Source organism: Streptomyces sp. XM83C (genome assembly GCF_023072675.1).
Taxonomy (GTDB): Bacteria; Actinomycetota; Actinomycetes; order Streptomycetales; family Streptomycetaceae; genus Streptomyces; species Streptomyces thermocoprophilus.
Genome location: NZ_JALLGL010000126.1, coordinates 1 through 17,221, shown reverse-complemented (window position 1 = coordinate 17,221; position 17,221 = coordinate 1). Strand labels below are relative to the sequence as shown.

The following is a 17,221-nucleotide window of genomic DNA, read 5'->3' as shown; positions in this document are numbered from 1 at the left end:
CGGCATGCCGATGCGCAGCCCGGGTTCAAGGGCGGTGGCCCTGGATACCGTTAAGCGCATGGGCTACGCAGATGAGCTTCCCGCGCCGGGTGCCCCGGTGGCGCCGGGCGCTGACCCCGGGCCCGCGCCCGTTCCAAGGGCACCGGCGCGGCGGCATGCCGATGCGCAGCCCGGGTTCAAGGGCGGTGGCCCTGGATACCGTTAAGCGCATGGGCTACGCAGATGAGCTTCCCGCGCCGGGTACCCCGCAGGGCCGCAGTGGGCTGGAGAGGTTGCTCCAGGCCCCGCGCAGCGCCGTCGTCGCGCTCGATTTCGACGGCACCCTCGCCCCCATCGTCCCCGACCCCGACCGGGCCAGAGCCCACCCCGACGCCGTGCCCGCCCTCGCGGCCCTCGCCCCGAAGGTCGCCGCCGTCGCCGTGGTCACCGGCCGCCCCGCCGAGGTCGCCGTACGGTACGGCGGGTTCGACGGCGTACCGGGCCTCGAGCATCTGTCCGTGCTCGGGCATTACGGCGCCGAACGCTGGGACGCCGGCACCGGCGAGATCACCGCACCGCCCCCGCATCCGGGCGTGGCCGCCGCGCGGGCCGAGCTGTCGGCGGTGCTTGAGCGGGCCGGTGCGGACGAGGGCACGTGGGTGGAGGACAAGGGGCGTGCCGTTGCCGTGCACACGCGCCGCGCCCGCGACCCGCAGGGCGCGTTCGACGCGCTGCGCGATCCGCTGGACGCGCTGGCCGCCCGGCACGGGCTGATCGTGGAGCCCGGCCGCATGGTGCTGGAGCTGCGCCCGCCGGGTATGGACAAGGGCGTCGCGCTCGGCGAGTACGTGCGTGAGCTGGGCGCCTCCTGCGTGCTGTACGCCGGCGACGACCTCGGGGACCTGCCCGCGTTCGCCGCCGTGGAGAAGCTGCGCGCGGACGGCGTACCGGGGCTGCTGGTGTGCAGCGGCAGCAGCGAGGTCACGGAGCTGGCCGACCGCGCCGATGTCGTCGTCGACGGCCCCGAGGGCGTCGTACGCCTCCTCGCGGCCCTCGCCCACCGGCTGCCCTGAGAGCCGGCCCCTCGGGGCGGGCGGCGCCCGTCGCGTCGGCCGGCCCGTCCGGGGGTCTCGGTCAGCTTGCTCGCAGGGCCTCCAGCTGGTCCAGGAACCACTGTTTCGGCGGCAGTGCCGTCGCCGCCGCCGCGAGACGTTTGCTCTGTTCGGCGCGTTCCGCCGCCGGCAGGGTGAGCGCGCGGTGCAGGGCGTCGGCGGTTCCGGTCACGTCGTACGGGTTGACGACGAGCGCGTCCTCGCCGAGTTCCTCGCAGGCGCCCGCCTCCCGGGACAGCACCAGCGCGCAGCCGGTGTCGGACAGGACGGGGATCTCCTTGGCGACCAGGTTCATGCCGTCGCGGATCGGGTTGACCAGCGCCACGTCGGCGAGCCGGTAGGCGGCCAGGGAGCGGGCGAAGTCGTCCTTGACGTGCAGGACGACCGGCGTCCAGTCGTCGGTGCCGAAGGCGTCGTTGATCTCCCGGGCGACGCGCTGCACCTCGTCGGTGTAGTCGCGGTAGACGGCGAGGTCCTGCCGTGAGGGGTAGGCGAACGCCACGTGCACCACGCGCGCGTGCCACTCGGGGTGGCGCTCCAGCAGATCCCGGTAGGCGAGCAGGCCCCGGACGATGTTCTTGGACAGTTCGGTGCGGTCCACGCGCACGATGGTCATGCGGCCCTCGCCGATCTCCTCGCGCAGGGCGGCCATCCGCTCGTCCACGTCGGGCTCGTGCGCCCGCTGACGCAGGAACTCCGCGTCGGCGCCGAGGCCGTGCACACCGATCCGGGTGTCGCCGAGGCCGCCCGCGAACTGCTCGGCGCACGCCGTGAACGCGTCCGCCCAGCGGCGGGTGAGGAAGCCCAGCCGGTCCGCGCCGAGCATGCCGGTCAGGACCTGGCGGGCGATGTCGTCGGGCAGCATCCGGAAGTACTCGGGCGGCGCCCACGGGGTGTGCGAGAAGTGGCCGATGCGCAGGTCGGGGCGGAGCGCGCGGAGCATGCCCGGCACGAGCGTCAGGTGGTAGTCCTGCACGAGCACGGCCGCGCCCTCGGCGGCGTCCTCCGCGAGCGCCTCCGCGAATGCCCGGTTGTACGTCTCGTACGACTGCCACTGGCGGCGGAACTCCGCGTCGAAGACCGGCTCCAGCGGCGTCTGGTACAGCATGTGGTGGACGAACCACAGCACCGAGTTGGCGACGCCGTTGTAGGCGTCGGCGTGCACGTCCGGCGGGATCGGCAGCATGCGCACGCCCGGTTCGCCGACCCCGCGCGCGACCGCTTCCCGGTCCCCGTCGGACAGCGCCGAGCACACCCACAGCGCGCCGGCGTCCGGGCCGATCGCGGACAGGCCCGACACCAGCCCGCCCCCGCCCCGTCTGGCGTCGAGCGAACCGTCCTCGCGCACTCGATACGAAACCGGGCCGCGGTTGGACGCGACCAGTACCTCAGCACCGTGCGTGGAAGCCATACGCCTCAACCTAGCCCGGCCTGTAAACGCTCAAACGTACGGATCGGTATGCGCGGGCATCCGGCCATATCCGTATACGACCGGTGACGCGGACAGAACCATCGGTGCCCGCCCGCGTGACCGGCGGCCCGCCCTACGCCACTTTCCGTGCCGCGTACTCGGCTATCTCGATCATCGGGGGGCGTTCCTCCGTGTCCACGGAGTACGTTCGCGGCTCGAAGCCGTCCTCGCCGCGTTCGAACTGCGTCAGCGACGGGCGGATCAGATGGCCGCGGGCGAGGCGGAGCTGTGCGGTGCGGTAGATCGCCGCGGCCATCCGGCCGAGCGCCTGCCCGTCCTGGTGGCGGTGCTTGCGCACCCCGACGTCGACCTGGGCGAGCGCGTCCAGGCCCACCAGGTGCAGCGCGTCGATCAGCATGCCCAGCTCGACGCCGTACCCGACGGGGAACGGCAGCTGTTCGAGCAGCGAGCGGCGGGCCGCGTACTCGCCGCCCAGCGGCTGCACGAATCCGGCCAGCTGCGGCCAGTGCATGTTCAGCAGGGGCCGCGCCATCAGTTCGGTGACCCGGCCGCCCTGCCCGGCCGCGCCGGCGAGGGGGCGGTCGTACATGCCCTTCACCAGGTCCACGTCGGGGTCGGTGAGCAGCGGGCCGACGATGCCGGAGACGAAGTCGGAGGAGAAGTCACGCAGGTCGGCGTCGATGAAGCAGACGATGTCCCCGCTGGTGACCAGCAGTGAACGCCACAGCACCTCGCCCTTGCCGGGCACGGCCGGCAGGCGGGGGAGTATGTCGTCGCGGTGGACGACGCGGGCGCCCGCGGCGGCGGCCACCTCGGAGGTGCGGTCGGTGGAGCCGGAGTCGACGACGACGAGTTCGTCGACGAGCGGCACCTGCTGCATCAGGTCGTGACGGATCACGGCGGCGATGTCGCCGACGGTCTCCTCCTCGTTGAGCGCGGGCAGGACGACGGAGACGGTCTGACCGGTGCGCTGCTTGGCGGCCAGGACGCGATGCAGCGGCCGGTCGGTCGCGGACCAGGAGCGGGTGGTCAGCCAGCGCTCTACTTCTTCAAGCACGGTCTGCGGCTCCTCACTGTCGTGATCACACCGGGTGACCGTGTGATCCATCTCGCGGTTCGGACGACTATCTCAACTGTCCTGGCCTTCGGTTACAGTCTTGAACAACGCCGGTGACCATCGCATGTCGGGGTCGCCCCGCGTTCACAACCACATACCGCTCATCCAGAGGGGCAGAGGGACACGGCCCGATGAAGCCCCGGCAACCCCCCTGATCACCGGACTCGTTCACGCGAGGCCCCGGCCAGGGACGGTGCCAATTCCGTCTCACGACGAGATGCGTCGTGAGGAAGATGAGGAGAAAGGGCCTCGCCTCACATGGCTGTGCAGACCGCTGCAAGCACCACCGATTCCACCGCCGTCGACCTGGGCCCCGCCGCAGCGCTCAGCTGCCGTGAATGCGGCCACCGGGTTCCGCTCGGCCCGGTCTTCGCCTGCGAGGAGTGTTTCGGCCCGCTGGAGATCGCGTACGACTTCTCCTCCTACGACGCGGAGGAGCTGCGCAAGCGCATCGAGGCGGGACCCGCGAACATCTGGCGCTACGCCCCGCTGCTGCCGGTGCCGGCGGACGTCGCCGACAAGCCGAACCTGAACCCCGGCTGGACCAAGCTCGTCAAGGCCGACAACCTGGCGCGCGAGCTGGGTGTGACCGGCGGGCTGTATGTGAAGGACGACTCGGGCAACCCGACGCACTCCTTCAAGGACCGGGTCGTCGCGCAGGCCCTGGAGGCGGCGCGCGCCTTCGGCTTCACCACCCTTTCGTGCTCCTCCACCGGCAACCTCGCCGGCGCCGTCGGTGCCGCCGCCGCCCGCGCCGGTTTCCGCTCGTGCGTGTTCATCCCGCACGACCTGGAGCAGGGCAAGATCGTCATGGCCGCGATCTACGGCGGCGACCTCGTCGGCATCGAGGGCAACTACGACGACGTCAACCGTTTCTGCTCCGAACTGATCGGCGACCCGGCCGGTGAGGGCTGGGGCTTCGTCAACGTCAATCTGCGGCCGTACTACGCCGAGGGTTCCAAGACGCTCGCGTACGAGATCTGCGAGCAGCTCGGCTGGCGGCTGCCCGACCAGATCGTCGTACCGATCGCCTCCGGCTCCCAGCTCACCAAGATCGACAAGGGTCTGCAGGAGCTGATCAAGCTGGGCCTGGTCGAGGACAGGCCGTACAAGATCTTCGGCGCGCAGGCCGAGGGCTGCTCGCCGGTGTCCACCGCCTTCAAGGCCGGGCACGACGTGGTCCGCCCGCAGAAGCCGGACACGATCGCCAAGTCGCTGGCCATCGGCAACCCGGCCGACGGGCCGTACGTCCTGGACATCGCGCGCCGCACGGGCGGTGCCGTGGAGGACGTGACGGACGCTCAGATCGTGGACGCGATCAAGCTGCTGGCCCGCACGGAGGGCGTCTTCGCGGAGACCGCGGGCGGTGTGACGGTCGGTGTGACGAAGAAGCTCATCGACAACGGCGTGCTCGACCCGACCCTGACGACCGTCGTGCTCAACACCGGTGACGGTCTGAAGACCCTCGACGCGGTCGCCGGCACCGGTCTGACCGCCACCATCCGTCCGACCCTGGACTCCTTCCGAGAGGCAGGCCTCGCATGAGCGTGACCGTCCGCATCCCCACCATCCTGCGCACCTACACCGGCGGGCAGGCAGAGGTCGCCGCCGAGGGCGGGACCCTCGCCGAGGTCATCGCCGACCTGGAGAAGAACCACCCGGGCATCGCCGCGCGCGTCCTCGACGACCAGGGCAAGCTGCGCCGGTTCGTCAACGTGTACGTCAACGACGACGACGTGCGCTTCGAGCAGGGTCTGGAGACCCCGACGCCGGACGGCGCGGGCGTGTCGATCATCCCGGCCGTCGCGGGCGGCTGAGCGTCACCGAGAGTTCTGCGGATTGCCCCCTCCGTGAGAGAAACGGAGGGGGCAATTCTGTGTGATTGAGCGCGGTAGAGTTGGGGAACACGCCCCGATCCGCGGATCGGCCCGCTCGGGATTTCCGCCGCGAGCCCGACAAGAAGCAGCCAAAGTGTGCGCGTCTTTCGCACCTTTCGTGGTATTTGCCCCGCCCGACTTGACCGGAATTCAACGTAATTCTCCCTACATTCCGGACTGTGCGCGTCCAGAATTCTCGTCCGATTGACCTGTTGCAGACGGCAGTTGGACAGATACATTCAGCCGCGGTCGACGCGTTCCGGCGCACGCCCCCGATGACTGGGGGGTGAGGTCTGACCCGGATCCGCGAAGTGTGGATCTGTGCAAGGGCCAGTAATAGGGGAGTTAGGCATGGCTCAGGGCACCGTCAAGTGGTTCAACGCGGAGAAGGGGTACGGCTTCATCGCGGTCGACGGTGGTGCGGACGTCTTCGTCCACTACAGCGCGATTCAGATGGACGGCTACCGCACCCTGGAAGAGGGCCAGCGGGTCGAGTTCGAGATCTCGCAGGGCCAGAAGGGCCCGCAGGCCGACATGGTTCGCGTCACCGCCTGAACGAACGTTTCCACGACGAAGGGCCCGCACCGGCACAGGGTGCGGGCCCTTCGCCCTGTCCGGGGACGGACCCGCGGGTGCCCCGCCCGGTGATCGGTTCCCTTGTTCGCGGGTGGCGGAGCGGTCGGCGCGATCCCGGACGGCGCTTGCACTCGATGGGGCCGAGTGCTAATCATTGGCGTTAGCACTCTGAAGGTGAGAGTGACAGTGAAGGACCGGGTCGGTGAGGCCCGCAGGCCGGGTGGGGCAAGGAACCACGAGGCCGGCGAGCCGTCCGTCGCGGGCGCGGGCGCGGTCCGAAGGAATCACCCCCAGTCCTGGAGGGACCACTTCACATGGCCAAGATCATCGCGTTCGACGAGGAGGCGCGGCGCGGCCTCGAGCGCGGCATGAACCAGCTCGCGGACGCCGTGAAGGTGACGCTCGGCCCCAAGGGCCGCAACGTCGTCCTCGAGAAGAAGTGGGGCGCGCCCACGATCACCAACGACGGTGTCTCCATCGCCAAGGAGATCGAGCTCGAGGACCCGTACGAGAAGATCGGCGCCGAGCTGGTCAAGGAAGTCGCCAAGAAGACGGACGACGTCGCCGGTGACGGTACGACCACCGCGACCGTCCTCGCCCAGGCGCTGGTCCGCGAGGGCCTGCGCAACGTCGCCGCCGGCGCCAACCCGATGGCCCTGAAGCGCGGTATCGAGAAGGCCGTCGAGGCCGTCTCCGCCGCCCTGCTGGAGCAGGCGAAGGACGTGGAGACCAAGGAGCAGATCGCCTCCACCGCCTCCATCTCCGCCGCCGACACCCAGATCGGCGAGCTGATCGCCGAGGCCATGGACAAGGTCGGCAAGGAAGGCGTCATCACCGTCGAGGAGTCCCAGACCTTCGGTCTGGAGCTGGAGCTCACCGAGGGTATGCGCTTCGACAAGGGCTACATCTCGGCGTACTTCGCCACCGACATGGAGCGTATGGAGGCCGTCCTCGACGACCCGTACATCCTGATCGCCAACTCCAAGATCTCCGCTGTCAAGGACCTGCTCCCGCTGCTGGAGAAGGTCATGCAGTCGGGCAAGCCGCTGCTGATCATCGCCGAGGACGTCGAGGGCGAGGCCCTGTCGACCCTGGTCGTCAACAAGATCCGCGGCACCTTCAAGTCCGTCGCCGTCAAGGCCCCGGGCTTCGGCGACCGCCGCAAGGCCATGCTCGGCGACATCGCCATCCTCACGGGCGGCGAGGTCATCTCCGAGGAGGTCGGCCTCAAGCTGGAGAACGCGACCCTGGACCTCCTGGGCCGCGCCCGCAAGGTCGTCATCACCAAGGACGAGACCACCATCGTCGACGGTGCCGGCTCCTCCGAGCAGGTCAACGGCCGCGTCAACCAGATCCGCGCCGAGATCGAGAACAGCGACTCGGACTACGACCGCGAGAAGCTCCAGGAGCGCCTGGCCAAGCTGGCCGGCGGTGTCGCGGTCATCAAGGCCGGTGCCGCCACCGAGGTGGAGCTCAAGGAGCGCAAGCACCGCATCGAGGACGCCGTCCGCAACGCGAAGGCCGCCGTCGAGGAGGGCATCGTCGCCGGTGGTGGCGTGGCCCTGCTCCAGGCCTCCCAGGTCTTCGAGAAGCTGGAGCTGGAGGGCGACGAGGCCACCGGTGCCCAGGCCGTGAAGCTGGCCCTGGAGGCCCCGCTCAAGCAGATCGCCGTCAACGCCGGCCTCGAAGGCGGCGTCGTGGTGGAGAAGGTCCGCAACCTCACCCCGGGCCACGGCCTGAACGCCGCGACCGGTGAGTACGTCGACCTGGTCGCCGAGGGCATCATCGACCCGGCGAAGGTGACCCGTTCCGCGCTTCAGAACGCCGCCTCCATCGCCGCGCTGTTCCTCACCACCGAGGCCGTCATCGCCGACAAGCCGGAGAAGGCCGCCGCGCCCGCCGGTGGCGGTATGCCCGGCGGTGACATGGACTTCTGATCGGCCCCAGGGTTGATCACCGGTTCTTGAGTGCCTGAAGGGCGGCACTTCCCGCGGAAGCGGGGGGTGCCGCCCTTCGGCGTTCCCGCACCGGGCCGCGCGGGCGGTCCGCCGTGCGGCGGCCGGGCTGTGTCCCGGTTCACAGGCCGGGCCGGGCGGTGACGGAATTCCGGAGGCGGGCGTGGTGGTTTGCTTCACCAAGTGCAAGAATGCGCGCGCACATACCGACTGGTCTCACAGTCCCCACCGAGGAGCCCTCGTGACTGCTGCCCCCGAATCCGCCGCGAACCGCGCCGCGGAGATCCTCTCCCGGCCCGTGACCCTGAACGGGCTCACCGTCCCCAACCGCATCGTCATGGCGCCCATGACGCGCATGTTCTCCCCGGGCGGCATCCCCGGCGAGGACGTGCTGTCGTACTACGCGCGCCGCGCCGCCGCCGGGGTCGGCCTGATCGTCACGGAGGGCACGTACGTCGGTCACGAGTCGGCGGGCGAGAGCAACCGGGTGCCCCGGTTCCACGGCGAGGAGCAGCTCGCCGGCTGGGCGAAGGTCGCCGAGGCGGTGCACGCCGCGGGCGGCACGATCGTGCCGCAGCTGTGGCACATCGGCATGGTCCGTCGCGAGGGCAAGGGCCCCTACCCCGAGGCCCCGGCCGTCGGCCCGTCCGGCATCCGCACCGACGGCACCGAGGGCGCCGGCAAGGCCATGACGCAGAAGGACATCGACGACGTCATCGGCGCGTTCGCGCAGGCCGCCGCCGACGCCGAGCGCATCGGCTTCGACGGGGTCGAACTGCACGGCGCCCACGGCTATCTGATCGACCAGTTCCTGTGGGCCGGCACCAACCGCCGCACCGACGCCTACGGCGGCGACCCCGTCGCCCGTACCGCGTTCGCCGCCGAGATCGTCGCCGCCGTGCGCGAGGCGGTGTCGCCGGAGTTCCCGGTCATCTTCCGCTACTCGCAGTGGAAGCAGGAGGCCTACGACGCCCGTCTCGCCGAGACCCCGGAGGAGTTGGAGGCCATCCTCACGCCGCTCGCCGCGGCCGGCGTCGACGTCTTCCACGCCTCCACCCGCCGCTACTGGCTGCCGGAGTTCGAGGGCGCCGACCTGAACCTCGCCGGCTGGACGAAGAAGCTGACCGGCAAGCCCACCATCACCGTCGGCTCGGTCGGCCTGAACGGCGACTTCATCAAGGCGTTCCAGGGGCAGGGGGCCGAGCTGGGCGACCTTGACAACCTCCTCGACCGGCTGGAGCGCGAGGAGTTCGACCTCGTCGCCGTCGGCCGTGCGCTGCTCCAGGACCCGCAGTGGGCGCGGAAGGTGCTCGACGGCCGCTTCGACGAGCTGCGGCCGTACGACGCCGACGCGGTGAACACGCTCAGCTGACCGGGACCCGCCGGACGGCGGGGCGCCGAGGGACGCCGGGGGCCATGAGGCTCCCGGCGTTCTCCTGTGCCGGGCGCGGGAGTGCGGCGGGTCCCGTGCCTGCCCGGAGGGCGGGGCGGCCGGGCCGCGCGTTGTTCAAGTCAAGCAACTGACTTAAAGTTGCCTGAGTCAAGCACCTGTGTGCGCGGCGCCGTGCCCGCAAGCACCCGCCGGAGCACATGCCGAGCGCCGCCGCACCCGTCGCGCGGCGCCCGCCGCGCCGCGTCCCGAGAGCCCCACCCGAGGAGGCCCCGTCATGTCCGACGTCCCCGCCGCGTCCCCGCCCCCCAGACCCGAAGCCGTCGTGGCGGTGCTGGCCTTCGCCGGGATCGTCGTGTCCCTCATGCAGACGCTCGTCATCCCGATCGTCGCCGACCTGCCCCGGCTGCTGCACGCCGACGCCTCGGACACCGCCTGGGCCGTCACCGCCACCCTGCTCGCCGCCGCCGTCGCCACCCCCGTCATGGGCCGTCTCGGGGACATGACCGGCAAGCGGCGCATGCTGCTCGTCAGCCTGGTCCTGCTGGTCGCCGGGTCCGTCACCGCCGGCCTCAGCGACTCCCTCGTACCGATGATCGTCGGACGCGCCCTGCAAGGCCTCGCCTCCGGTGTCATCCCGCTCGGCATCAGCATCATGCGCGACGAACTGCCCGCCGAACGGCTCGGCTCCGCCACCGCCCTGATGAGCGCCTCCCTCGGCGTCGGCGGCGCCCTCGGCCTGCCCGCCGCCGCGCTCATCGCCGACAACCTCGACTGGCACGCCCTGTTCTGGACCTCCGCCGCCCTCGGTGTCGTCGCCACCGGCCTGGTCACGGCTCTCGTACCCGAGTCGAAGGTGCGCACCGGCGGACGCTTCGACGTCGTCGGCGGCCTCGGCATGGCAGTCGGCCTGGTCTGCCTGCTGCTCGGCATCTCCAAGGGCGCCGACTGGGGCTGGGCGAGCGGCACCACCCTCGGCCTGTTCGCGGCGGCCGTCGTCGTGCTGCTCGCGTGGGGCTGGTGGGAGCTGCGCACCCCGCACCCGCTGGTCGACCTGCGCAGCACCGCCCGCCGTCAGGTGCTGGTGACCAACCTCGCCTCCATCGCGATCGGTTTCGCCATGTTCGCGATGTCCCTGGTCATCCCGCAGATCCTGCAGATGCCCACCGCCACCGGCCACGGCCTCGGCAAGTCCATGCTGACCGCCGGCCTCGTCATGGCCCCCTCCGGCCTGGTGATGATGGCGACCGCGCCGGTCTCCGCGGCCGTCTCCCGCGCCCGCGGCCCCAAGACCACGCTGATGATCGGCGCGCTCATCGTGGCCGCCGGCTACGGCCTGAACATCGCCCTCATGGACGCCGTCTGGCACTTCGTGCTGGTCTCCTGCGTCATCGGCGCCGGCATCGGCTTCACGTACGGCTCGATGCCCGCGCTCATCATGGGCGCCGTGGAGCCGCACGAGACGGCCGCCGCGAACAGCCTCAACACGCTGATGCGGTCCATCGGCACATCCACGGCGAGCGCCATCGCCGGTGTGATCCTCGCGCAGATGACCATCAAGTTCGGCCCCGTCACGCTGCCCTCGAAGGACGGCTTCCGTGCCGTGCTCGCGGTCGGCGCGGGCGCCGCGCTGCTCGCGTGCGCCGTCGCCGCGTTCATCCCGCGGCACCGGCCCGCCGCCCCCGCCCCGGCCGCCGGCAGCGGCGACGCGGGCGAGGCGGAGGTGTCCGAGGTCACCGCCTGACCGGCGTCACATGTTGCCCATCGGCTCGATGTCCACGCGCACCGGGGTGCCCCATACCCGCAGCACCTCGTAGTCGGTGAACTCGTGCACGAGCCGGTACGCCGTCGCCGGGCGCGGCCCGCGCCGCTGCGCCGCGAGGTACAGCTCGGCCTCGCGGCGGTCGTGGCGCGGGGTGCCGCACAACTGCCACTCGCGGCCGTTCCACATCTCCGGCAGCCAGCGCTGCTGGGGCTGCGGCCGGTCACCGCGCACCCCGTAGCGGGTCGGCGTGCGCTCCACCGGCTCCTCGGCGGCGCGCGGCCGGCCGTAGGAGCCGCCCAGCTCGGCGCGGCGGGCGGCCCGGCGCCGTGTCTCGCACAGCAGGCACAGGTCGGGGGCGCTCTCGTCGACCGGCCCCTGAGGGTGCTCGGCGCAGCGGGTGGTGGGCGCGCCGCCGGTGAGGCCGTCCTCCAGCAGATCCAGGGCACGCCGCAGATCCGCCCTGACCTCGTGCAGCTTGGCTTCCGGGGTGTCGGAGGACAGGGCTTCGCCGTGCTCCCCGAGCAGCCGGAGGGCACGGCCCAGGGCGGTGAGCTGGGCGTGGTTCATGAGCCAAGTGTGCCGTGCCGCGCCCGGTACGGGACCGGCCCGCCCCCGATGCGCCCGGGGGCGGGCCTCGCCGTACGGTCTTCGGTGGCCCCGTCGGCCCCTTTACGCCGTTCCCCCGGCACCGTCCGCAGCACGGCCGGCGCCGGCCGCCTCCAGTGCCTTCCGCAAGTGCCCGCCGGTCTCGGTGAGCAGCCGGCGGGCGGTGGGCCCGTCCACGCCCGCCAGCAGTACGAGGACGGCGTTCTTCACCTCGCCGCCGGTCGCCGCCAGCGCGGCCTCCACCTCCGCCTCGCCGGCACCCGTGGCCTGCGCGACGATACGGCGGGAGCGGGCGCGCAGCTTGTCGTTGGAGGCGCGCACGTCGACCATCAGGTTCCCGTACGTCTTGCCCAGCCGGATCATCGTGATCGTCGAGATCATGTTGAGGACGAGTTTCTGCGCGGTGCCGGCCTTCAGCCGGGTCGAGCCGCTGACCAGCTCGGGCCCGGTGACGATCTCGATGCCGTGGTCGGCGGCGGCGGCGAGCGCGCTGCCCTCGTTGCAGGCGAGGCCGACGGTGAGCGCGCCGGCGGCGCGGGCGTGGGTGACGGCGGCGACCGCGTACGGGGTGCGGCCGGAGGCGGAGACGCCGATCACCGTGTCGTCGGGTGCGAGGCGCAGCGCGTCCAGGTCGGCGCGGGCGAGCGCGGGATCGTCCTCGGCGCCCTCCACGGAGACGAGCATGGCCTTCGGGCCGCCCGCGATGACGCCGACGACGCGCTCGGGGTCGGTGTTGAAGGTGGGCGGGCACTCGGAGGCGTCCAGCACACCGAGCCGGCCGGCGGTGCCGGCCCCGGCGTAGATCAGGCGCCCGCCGCGTGCCATGCGTTCCGCGACGGCGTCGATCGCGGCGGCGATCTCGGGCAGGCGCGCGGCGACCGCGGCGGGCACGCGCGTGTCCTCGGCGTTCATCAGGCGGGCGATGTCGAGGGTGGGCAGCCGGTCGATGTCGGCGAGGTCGGGGCGGAACGCCTCGGTGGTCAGGGCCGACAGCTGCGACACGAGGTCACGGCCGCCGGGGGTGGAGGAGGCAGTCATGAGGGGGGCGGCTCTTTTCGGCGTTCTTCGGCGTTCTGCGGTGCTGCGGTGCTGCGCTACTTCCGGTGCCGGTGCGCCAGCGCTTCGTACGACGCCGCCAGCGCCGGGGCGGCCGTGTCGTAGGTGCGCTGCGCGACACCGACGAACAGGCAGTCCACCACCAGCAGTTGGCTGGTGCGGGACGACATCGCCGCCGGCCGCAGCTCGCTCTCCCGGGACGTGGACGTCGTCAGCACATGGTCGGCGTACTGGGTGACCGGGCTGTCCGGGCGGCCCGTGATCGCGACGGTCGTCGCGCCGTGCTCGAACGCGACGCGCAGCGGCTCGATGACGTCACCGGTCGAACCGGAGTGGGTGATGGCGATCGCCACGTCCCCGGAGCGCAGTTGCACGGCGTTGGTGACGGCGAGATGCGGATCGCTGTGCGCGTGCGCTATCAGCCCTATCCGCAGCAGCTTCTGCGTGAGGTCCTGCGCGACGAGACCGGAGGCGCCGACGCCGTACACGTCGATACGGCGGGCGGAGGAGGCCGCTGCGACGGCGGCGCCGAGCTGCGTGGTGTCGAGCCCGGCGGCGGTGTCGGCGAGGGTCTGCTGCTCCTCGTAGGCGAGTTTGGCGACGACGTCGTCGAGAGGGTCGTCCACCGCGATGTCGGTGGTGATGGCGGGCGCCCGCCCGGACTGCTGCTGCGCGGCGAGTCCGGCGAGCGCGAGACGCAGGTCGCGGTAGCCGGGATAGCCGAGCAGCCGGGCGGTGCGTACGACCGTCGCCTCGCTGGTGCCGGTGAGTTCGGCGAGACCCGTGACCGTGAGGGCCGCGCAGCCCGCCGGGTCACCGGCGACGGCCTCGGCGACACGCTGCATGGAGCGGGTCATCGAGGGGGCGAGCGTGCGCACCTTCGCGGCCAGCGCACCCCCGAAAATTTCCTTCACATCCTGGGTCACCAGTGAAAGATATTTTCGGCTCGGGTCCGGGGTCAAGAGTGCGCACAATAGGGGCATGGACGGCACGGACAGTACGGGCGGCACGGCACCCATGGGCCACCTCGAACGGGCCCTGCACATGGCGCGCGCTCTCGTCCTCGCGGACCTCGCCGCCCGCGAGGTCGCAGAGGCGGACGTCGTGTCGATGGTGGAGGAGTCCGTCGCGCAGCGGCGGTGGTGGGTCGAACAGTGGCCGGAGGGCGCCTCGTTCCTCTCCGGGCTCGTCGCCCAGGACGTCCAGGACGCCCTGCTGGAACGGTACGGCCGCTGGCCGCTGTGCCCGGTGTGCGGCTCCGGCGACCCGCACGCCCTGGAGGTCGAACCGGAACTCGGCCCCGACCCGCACTGGGTGTGCCACAAGGCCGGGGTGAAGGTCGCCGCGATCGGCGGCCTCGGCGGGGCGGCCGGCGGGACCCGCTCGTCGTGACGGTGTACATCGACCCGCCGAACTGGCCGGGGCACGGCCGCTGGTGGTCCCATCTGATCAGCGACACGTCGTACGACGAACTCCACCGGTTCGCCGAACGCCTCGGAGTGCCCCGCCGCGCGTTCGAACGCGACCACTACGACCTGCCCTCCCACCGCTACGCGGACGCGGTCCGCGCCGGTGCGGTGGAGGTGAGCAGCCGGCAGGTGGTCCGGCTGCTCCACGGGGCGGGCCTGCGCCGCCGCAAGAACAACGCCTAGCGGTACGGGGCCGGCGGCGCCGCACGGACACCGGCCTGGCCGCGCCGCACATACAGCTGCTGGGCCCCGCTCATCCCGTGCTGCTCGCGTGCCGTGCGCTCCTCGTCCGTCGTGGCGCGGGTGAACCCGGCGCGGGTGACGACGCCCTGCGAGGGCTTGTTGTCGTCGTCGATCACCGCGATGACCACCTGGACGTCGTCGTGGGCCAGCGCCCGCCCGGACAGGGTGCGCAGCGCCTCGGTGGCATAGCCCTGGCCGCGGGCGGAGGGCGCGAGGTCGTAGCCGATCTCGACGCGGCCGTCCTCGGGGGCGCCGTGGAAGCCGATGCCGCCGACGGCGAGCCCGTCGTCGTGGCGCACCTCCACGAACATGCCCCACTCGGGGCGCAGGACGCCCGCCTCGTATGCCTTGACGACCATGCCGGCGGCGTCGCGCGAGCCCTCGTAGGGGCCGTCGGCGACCCAGTCGAAGCCGCCGTCGCCACCGGCGGCCAGGTCACGGGCGGCGGCCGGGGTCACGCCGTGCAGGGTGATCCGCTCGGCGGGCAGGGCGGGGTTGTTGTACCAGTGCCACCGGGTGAGCGGTTCGCGGCCGGGGAGTTCACCGCGGCCGGTGGCCCACAGCAGCGTCGGCCAGGGCGCCTCGCCGGGCCGCACATGCGGGAAGATCCGCGCGAGGACGTCCTCGACGAGCGGCCCGGGCGGCGTGAACGGCAGGCCCAGCCCCTCCGCGATGTCGTGCGTGTGCACGAGCACCTCGACGATGCCCATCGCGGCGAACCCCTCGCGGTCCGCGCTGCGGAACGGGAACGGGTGGAAGCCGCGGGCGTCGCGGGGCGCGGTGCGCACGGCGGCGGCGAGCAGCGCGCCGGTGGTGGCGATGACCTCCAGGGCGCCCTCGGCGTCGGTGCCGTCGTCCAGCCCGATGTCGTACGGCGCGTACCGGTCGGCGACACGACCGGCCAACTGCCCGGCGTACCCGATCAGATCACCGGCGATGTGCTCGGCGACCTTCAGGCAGTCCCACTCCAGCCGCCCGGCCCGCACCGCGGCCCAGTCCCGCCCGGTGCCCGGCCGCAGCGCCGCGACACACTCGGCGACGGCCTGCTCGACTTGTTCCCCGCCCCATGCAGTCATGGGCCGCACCCTAGGCGCCCGGCAGGTCCGGGGTCGACAGCATTTCCAGCTCGGCGCGGAGGTTGTGGCGGGCGGTGTCCTCCCAGTGCTCCCGGCCGTACGGGGTGCGGTACAGCGCGGGCAGTTCCAGAAGCTGACGCAGAATCGCCGACCGTCCGGTACGGAAGGCGTCCGAGGGCACGAAGTGGTACTCCTCCCGCACGGCCGCGGTATAGGCGGCGTACGCGGCCGGGGGTGCGGCGAGCACGGCGAGATCGGCATCGCACAGCACCTGCCCGTTGCGGTCGTCGGCGGCCGGGTCGTGCGTGACGGTGAGCCGTACGAGCCGCGCCACCTCGGCCGTGCCGTCCTCCGGCACACCGGCCTCGGCGAGAGCCCGCTCGGCGAGCCGCGCCGACCGCTCCTCGTTCTCCGACCGGTCCGGCAGATACACGGCGTCGTGGAACCAGGCGGCGAGCCGCACCAGATCGGGTGCGTCGGCGTACGCCGCCAGCGGCCCGTCGATGTGATCGAGCATCGAGGTCAGATGGGTGAGCGTGTGATACCGCCGCTGAGGCTCCTGCCAGCAGGCGAGCAGCCGCTCGGCGTACGGCGCCGCGTCCGGGCCGTCCGCGCCTTCGCGGGCGGCGACGAGAGCGCGCGCGAACCGCGCACGCAGGACTTCGGGATCGGGATCGGCCATGGGCCCATTGTCCCGTGTGTGTACGACGGGCGATGTGGACGTCTTCGGTCGGCGGGGGAGCGGGGCGTACCCTGGACGACGCATTGGACTAGACCTATAACCGCCGTCGTCGACGAATGGGGCCCCATGAGCAAGCGTGCACTCCTGGAGGTGATCGCCCTCGACCCCGAGGACGCCGTCGCCGCCCAGACCGGAGGTGCGGACCGGCTGGAGCTGGTGACCGACATGGCCGCCGACGGGCTCACCCCGTCCGTGGCCACCTTCACCGGCATCCGCGCCGCCGTCGACCTCGACCTGCGCGTCATGCTGCGGCTCGCCGACGGGTTCGCGGCGGGGGACGTCGCACGGCTGGTCGGTGTAGCCGGGGAGCTGCGGGCGGCCGGCGCGGAAGAGTTCGTGCTCGGGTTCCTCACCCCCGACGGGGGCGTCGACCTGGCCGCGGTCGAGGCGGTGGCGGGGGCGCTGGAGGGGTGCCGGTGGACGTTCCACCGGGCCATCGACCGGGCCGCCGACCGGGACGCGTTGCGCAAGGCGCTCGACGGAGTGCCCGGGCTGGACACCTACCTCACCGCGGGGGCGGCGGGCGGTGTCGACGACGGGATGCCGACGCTGCTGGCCGAGGCCGGGCGGCAGGGGGAGCCGGGGTACGAGCAGCAGATCCTCGTCGGCGGGGGGCTCCGCCTGGAGCACGTGCCGCGGCTCCTCGACGCCGGCGTCACCGGCTTCCACATCGGCGGCGCGGCGCGGCCGGAGGGCTGGACGGGCCCGGTGTCCGCCCCAGCGGTCGCCCGCTGGCGAGCAGCCCTCAACTGACGTCTCAACGCCGGCGCCGCCGGGGGCGGCGTCCCGGTGCCTCCCCCGGCGGGGGAACCCCCAGCACCCACCC

The 17,221-nt window shown here is 72.2% G+C and carries 17 protein-coding genes and 1 riboswitch; of the genes, 10 read left to right on the top strand and 7 right to left on the bottom strand.

Annotated features, from left to right (window positions below; all coding sequences use genetic code 11):
• Positions 1–209 precede the first annotated feature (209 nt).
• A complete protein-coding gene (gene otsB / locus MTQ10_RS16105; protein WP_247468388.1) occupies positions 210–1,052 on the top strand; it encodes a trehalose-phosphatase in 843 nt (280 codons plus the stop codon).
• 61 nt (positions 1,053–1,113) lie between these two features.
• Here the strand turns inward: otsB and MTQ10_RS16100 are convergent, their stop codons facing one another.
• Positions 1,114–2,502 (bottom strand): alpha,alpha-trehalose-phosphate synthase (UDP-forming), encoded by a 1,389-nt coding sequence (locus MTQ10_RS16100; RefSeq protein WP_247468385.1) that lies wholly within the window; start codon positions 2,500–2,502, stop codon positions 1,114–1,116.
• A gap of 133 nt (positions 2,503–2,635) precedes the next feature.
• Positions 2,636–3,580 (bottom strand): glucosyl-3-phosphoglycerate synthase, encoded by a 945-nt coding sequence (locus MTQ10_RS16095; RefSeq protein ID WP_247468382.1) that lies wholly within the window; start codon positions 3,578–3,580, stop codon positions 2,636–2,638.
• Between the two features lie 158 nt (positions 3,581–3,738).
• Positions 3,739–3,880: riboswitch (SAM riboswitch) on the top strand.
• An 18-nt stretch (positions 3,881–3,898) separates the two neighbouring features.
• On the opposite strand from MTQ10_RS16095, the gene thrC reads away from it, so the two are divergent.
• The 6 genes from thrC to MTQ10_RS16065 all read left to right on the top strand — a co-directional run bounded on the left by thrC (position 3,899) and on the right by MTQ10_RS16065 (position 11,182).
• A complete protein-coding gene (gene thrC / locus MTQ10_RS16090; RefSeq protein ID WP_247468378.1) occupies positions 3,899–5,185 on the top strand; it encodes a threonine synthase in 1,287 nt (428 codons plus the stop codon).
• Positions 5,182–5,457, top strand: a complete 276-nt coding sequence (locus MTQ10_RS16085; RefSeq protein WP_247468376.1) for a ubiquitin-like small modifier protein 1 — start codon at positions 5,182–5,184, stop codon at positions 5,455–5,457. Before thrC ends, MTQ10_RS16085 begins: the two co-directional genes overlap by 4 nt.
• A 411-nt stretch (positions 5,458–5,868) precedes the next feature.
• The gene (locus tag MTQ10_RS16080; RefSeq protein ID WP_004986573.1) at positions 5,869–6,072 is read left to right on the top strand and encodes a cold-shock protein; all 204 of its coding nucleotides are present in this window, start codon (positions 5,869–5,871) and stop codon (positions 6,070–6,072) included.
• A 335-nt stretch (positions 6,073–6,407) separates the two neighbouring features.
• A complete protein-coding gene (gene groL, locus MTQ10_RS16075) occupies positions 6,408–8,030 on the top strand; it encodes a chaperonin GroEL (protein WP_247468373.1) in 1,623 nt (540 codons plus the stop codon).
• A gap of 259 nt (positions 8,031–8,289) precedes the next feature.
• Positions 8,290–9,420 carry an NADH:flavin oxidoreductase gene (locus tag MTQ10_RS16070; RefSeq protein ID WP_247468371.1) on the top strand — a complete coding sequence of 377 codons (1,131 nt, stop codon included), beginning with the start codon at positions 8,290–8,292 and terminating at the stop codon, positions 9,418–9,420.
• Positions 9,421–9,715: 295 nt separating this feature from the next.
• A complete protein-coding gene (locus MTQ10_RS16065) occupies positions 9,716–11,182 on the top strand; it encodes an MFS transporter (RefSeq protein ID WP_247468367.1) in 1,467 nt (488 codons plus the stop codon).
• Positions 11,183–11,188: 6 nt separating this feature from the next.
• Here MTQ10_RS16065 and MTQ10_RS16060 read toward each other — a convergent pair whose 3' ends face one another.
• From MTQ10_RS16060 to MTQ10_RS16050, 3 genes are all read right to left on the bottom strand, one after another.
• Complete coding sequence (locus tag MTQ10_RS16060; protein ID WP_247468364.1) at positions 11,189–11,770, bottom strand: hypothetical protein; 582 nt, start codon at positions 11,768–11,770, stop codon at positions 11,189–11,191.
• A gap of 102 nt (positions 11,771–11,872) precedes the next feature.
• Positions 11,873–12,847, bottom strand: a complete 975-nt coding sequence (murQ, locus tag MTQ10_RS16055; protein ID WP_247468361.1) for an N-acetylmuramic acid 6-phosphate etherase — start codon at positions 12,845–12,847, stop codon at positions 11,873–11,875.
• Between the two features lie 56 nt (positions 12,848–12,903).
• The gene (locus MTQ10_RS16050; protein ID WP_247468358.1) at positions 12,904–13,791 is read right to left on the bottom strand and encodes a MurR/RpiR family transcriptional regulator; all 888 of its coding nucleotides are present in this window, start codon (positions 13,789–13,791) and stop codon (positions 12,904–12,906) included.
• Between the two features lie 55 nt (positions 13,792–13,846).
• On the opposite strand from MTQ10_RS16050, the gene MTQ10_RS16045 reads away from it, so the two are divergent.
• Together MTQ10_RS16045 and MTQ10_RS16040 are read left to right on the top strand one after the other, a co-directional pair.
• A complete protein-coding gene (locus MTQ10_RS16045) occupies positions 13,847–14,257 on the top strand; it encodes a hypothetical protein (protein WP_247468356.1) in 411 nt (136 codons plus the stop codon).
• Complete coding sequence (locus tag MTQ10_RS16040) at positions 14,254–14,517, top strand: DUF4031 domain-containing protein (RefSeq protein ID WP_247468354.1); 264 nt, start codon at positions 14,254–14,256, stop codon at positions 14,515–14,517. The genes MTQ10_RS16045 and MTQ10_RS16040 overlap by 4 nt, the downstream gene beginning before the upstream one ends.
• On the opposite strand, the gene MTQ10_RS16035 is transcribed toward MTQ10_RS16040, so the two are convergent.
• Together MTQ10_RS16035 and MTQ10_RS16030 are read right to left on the bottom strand one after the other, a co-directional pair.
• A complete protein-coding gene (locus MTQ10_RS16035; protein ID WP_247468351.1) occupies positions 14,514–15,653 on the bottom strand; it encodes a GNAT family N-acetyltransferase in 1,140 nt (379 codons plus the stop codon). The genes MTQ10_RS16040 and MTQ10_RS16035 overlap by 4 nt on opposite strands.
• A 10-nt stretch (positions 15,654–15,663) precedes the next feature.
• Positions 15,664–16,335 carry an HD domain-containing protein gene (locus tag MTQ10_RS16030; protein ID WP_247468347.1) on the bottom strand — a complete coding sequence of 224 codons (672 nt, stop codon included), beginning with the start codon at positions 16,333–16,335 and terminating at the stop codon, positions 15,664–15,666.
• Between the two features lie 126 nt (positions 16,336–16,461).
• Here MTQ10_RS16030 and MTQ10_RS16025 point away from each other — a divergent pair, with 126 nt between their 5' ends.
• Positions 16,462–17,148, top strand: coding sequence for a copper homeostasis protein CutC (locus MTQ10_RS16025; protein WP_247468344.1), 687 nt, complete (start codon positions 16,462–16,464; stop codon positions 17,146–17,148).
• Positions 17,149–17,221: the final 73 nt, after the last annotated feature.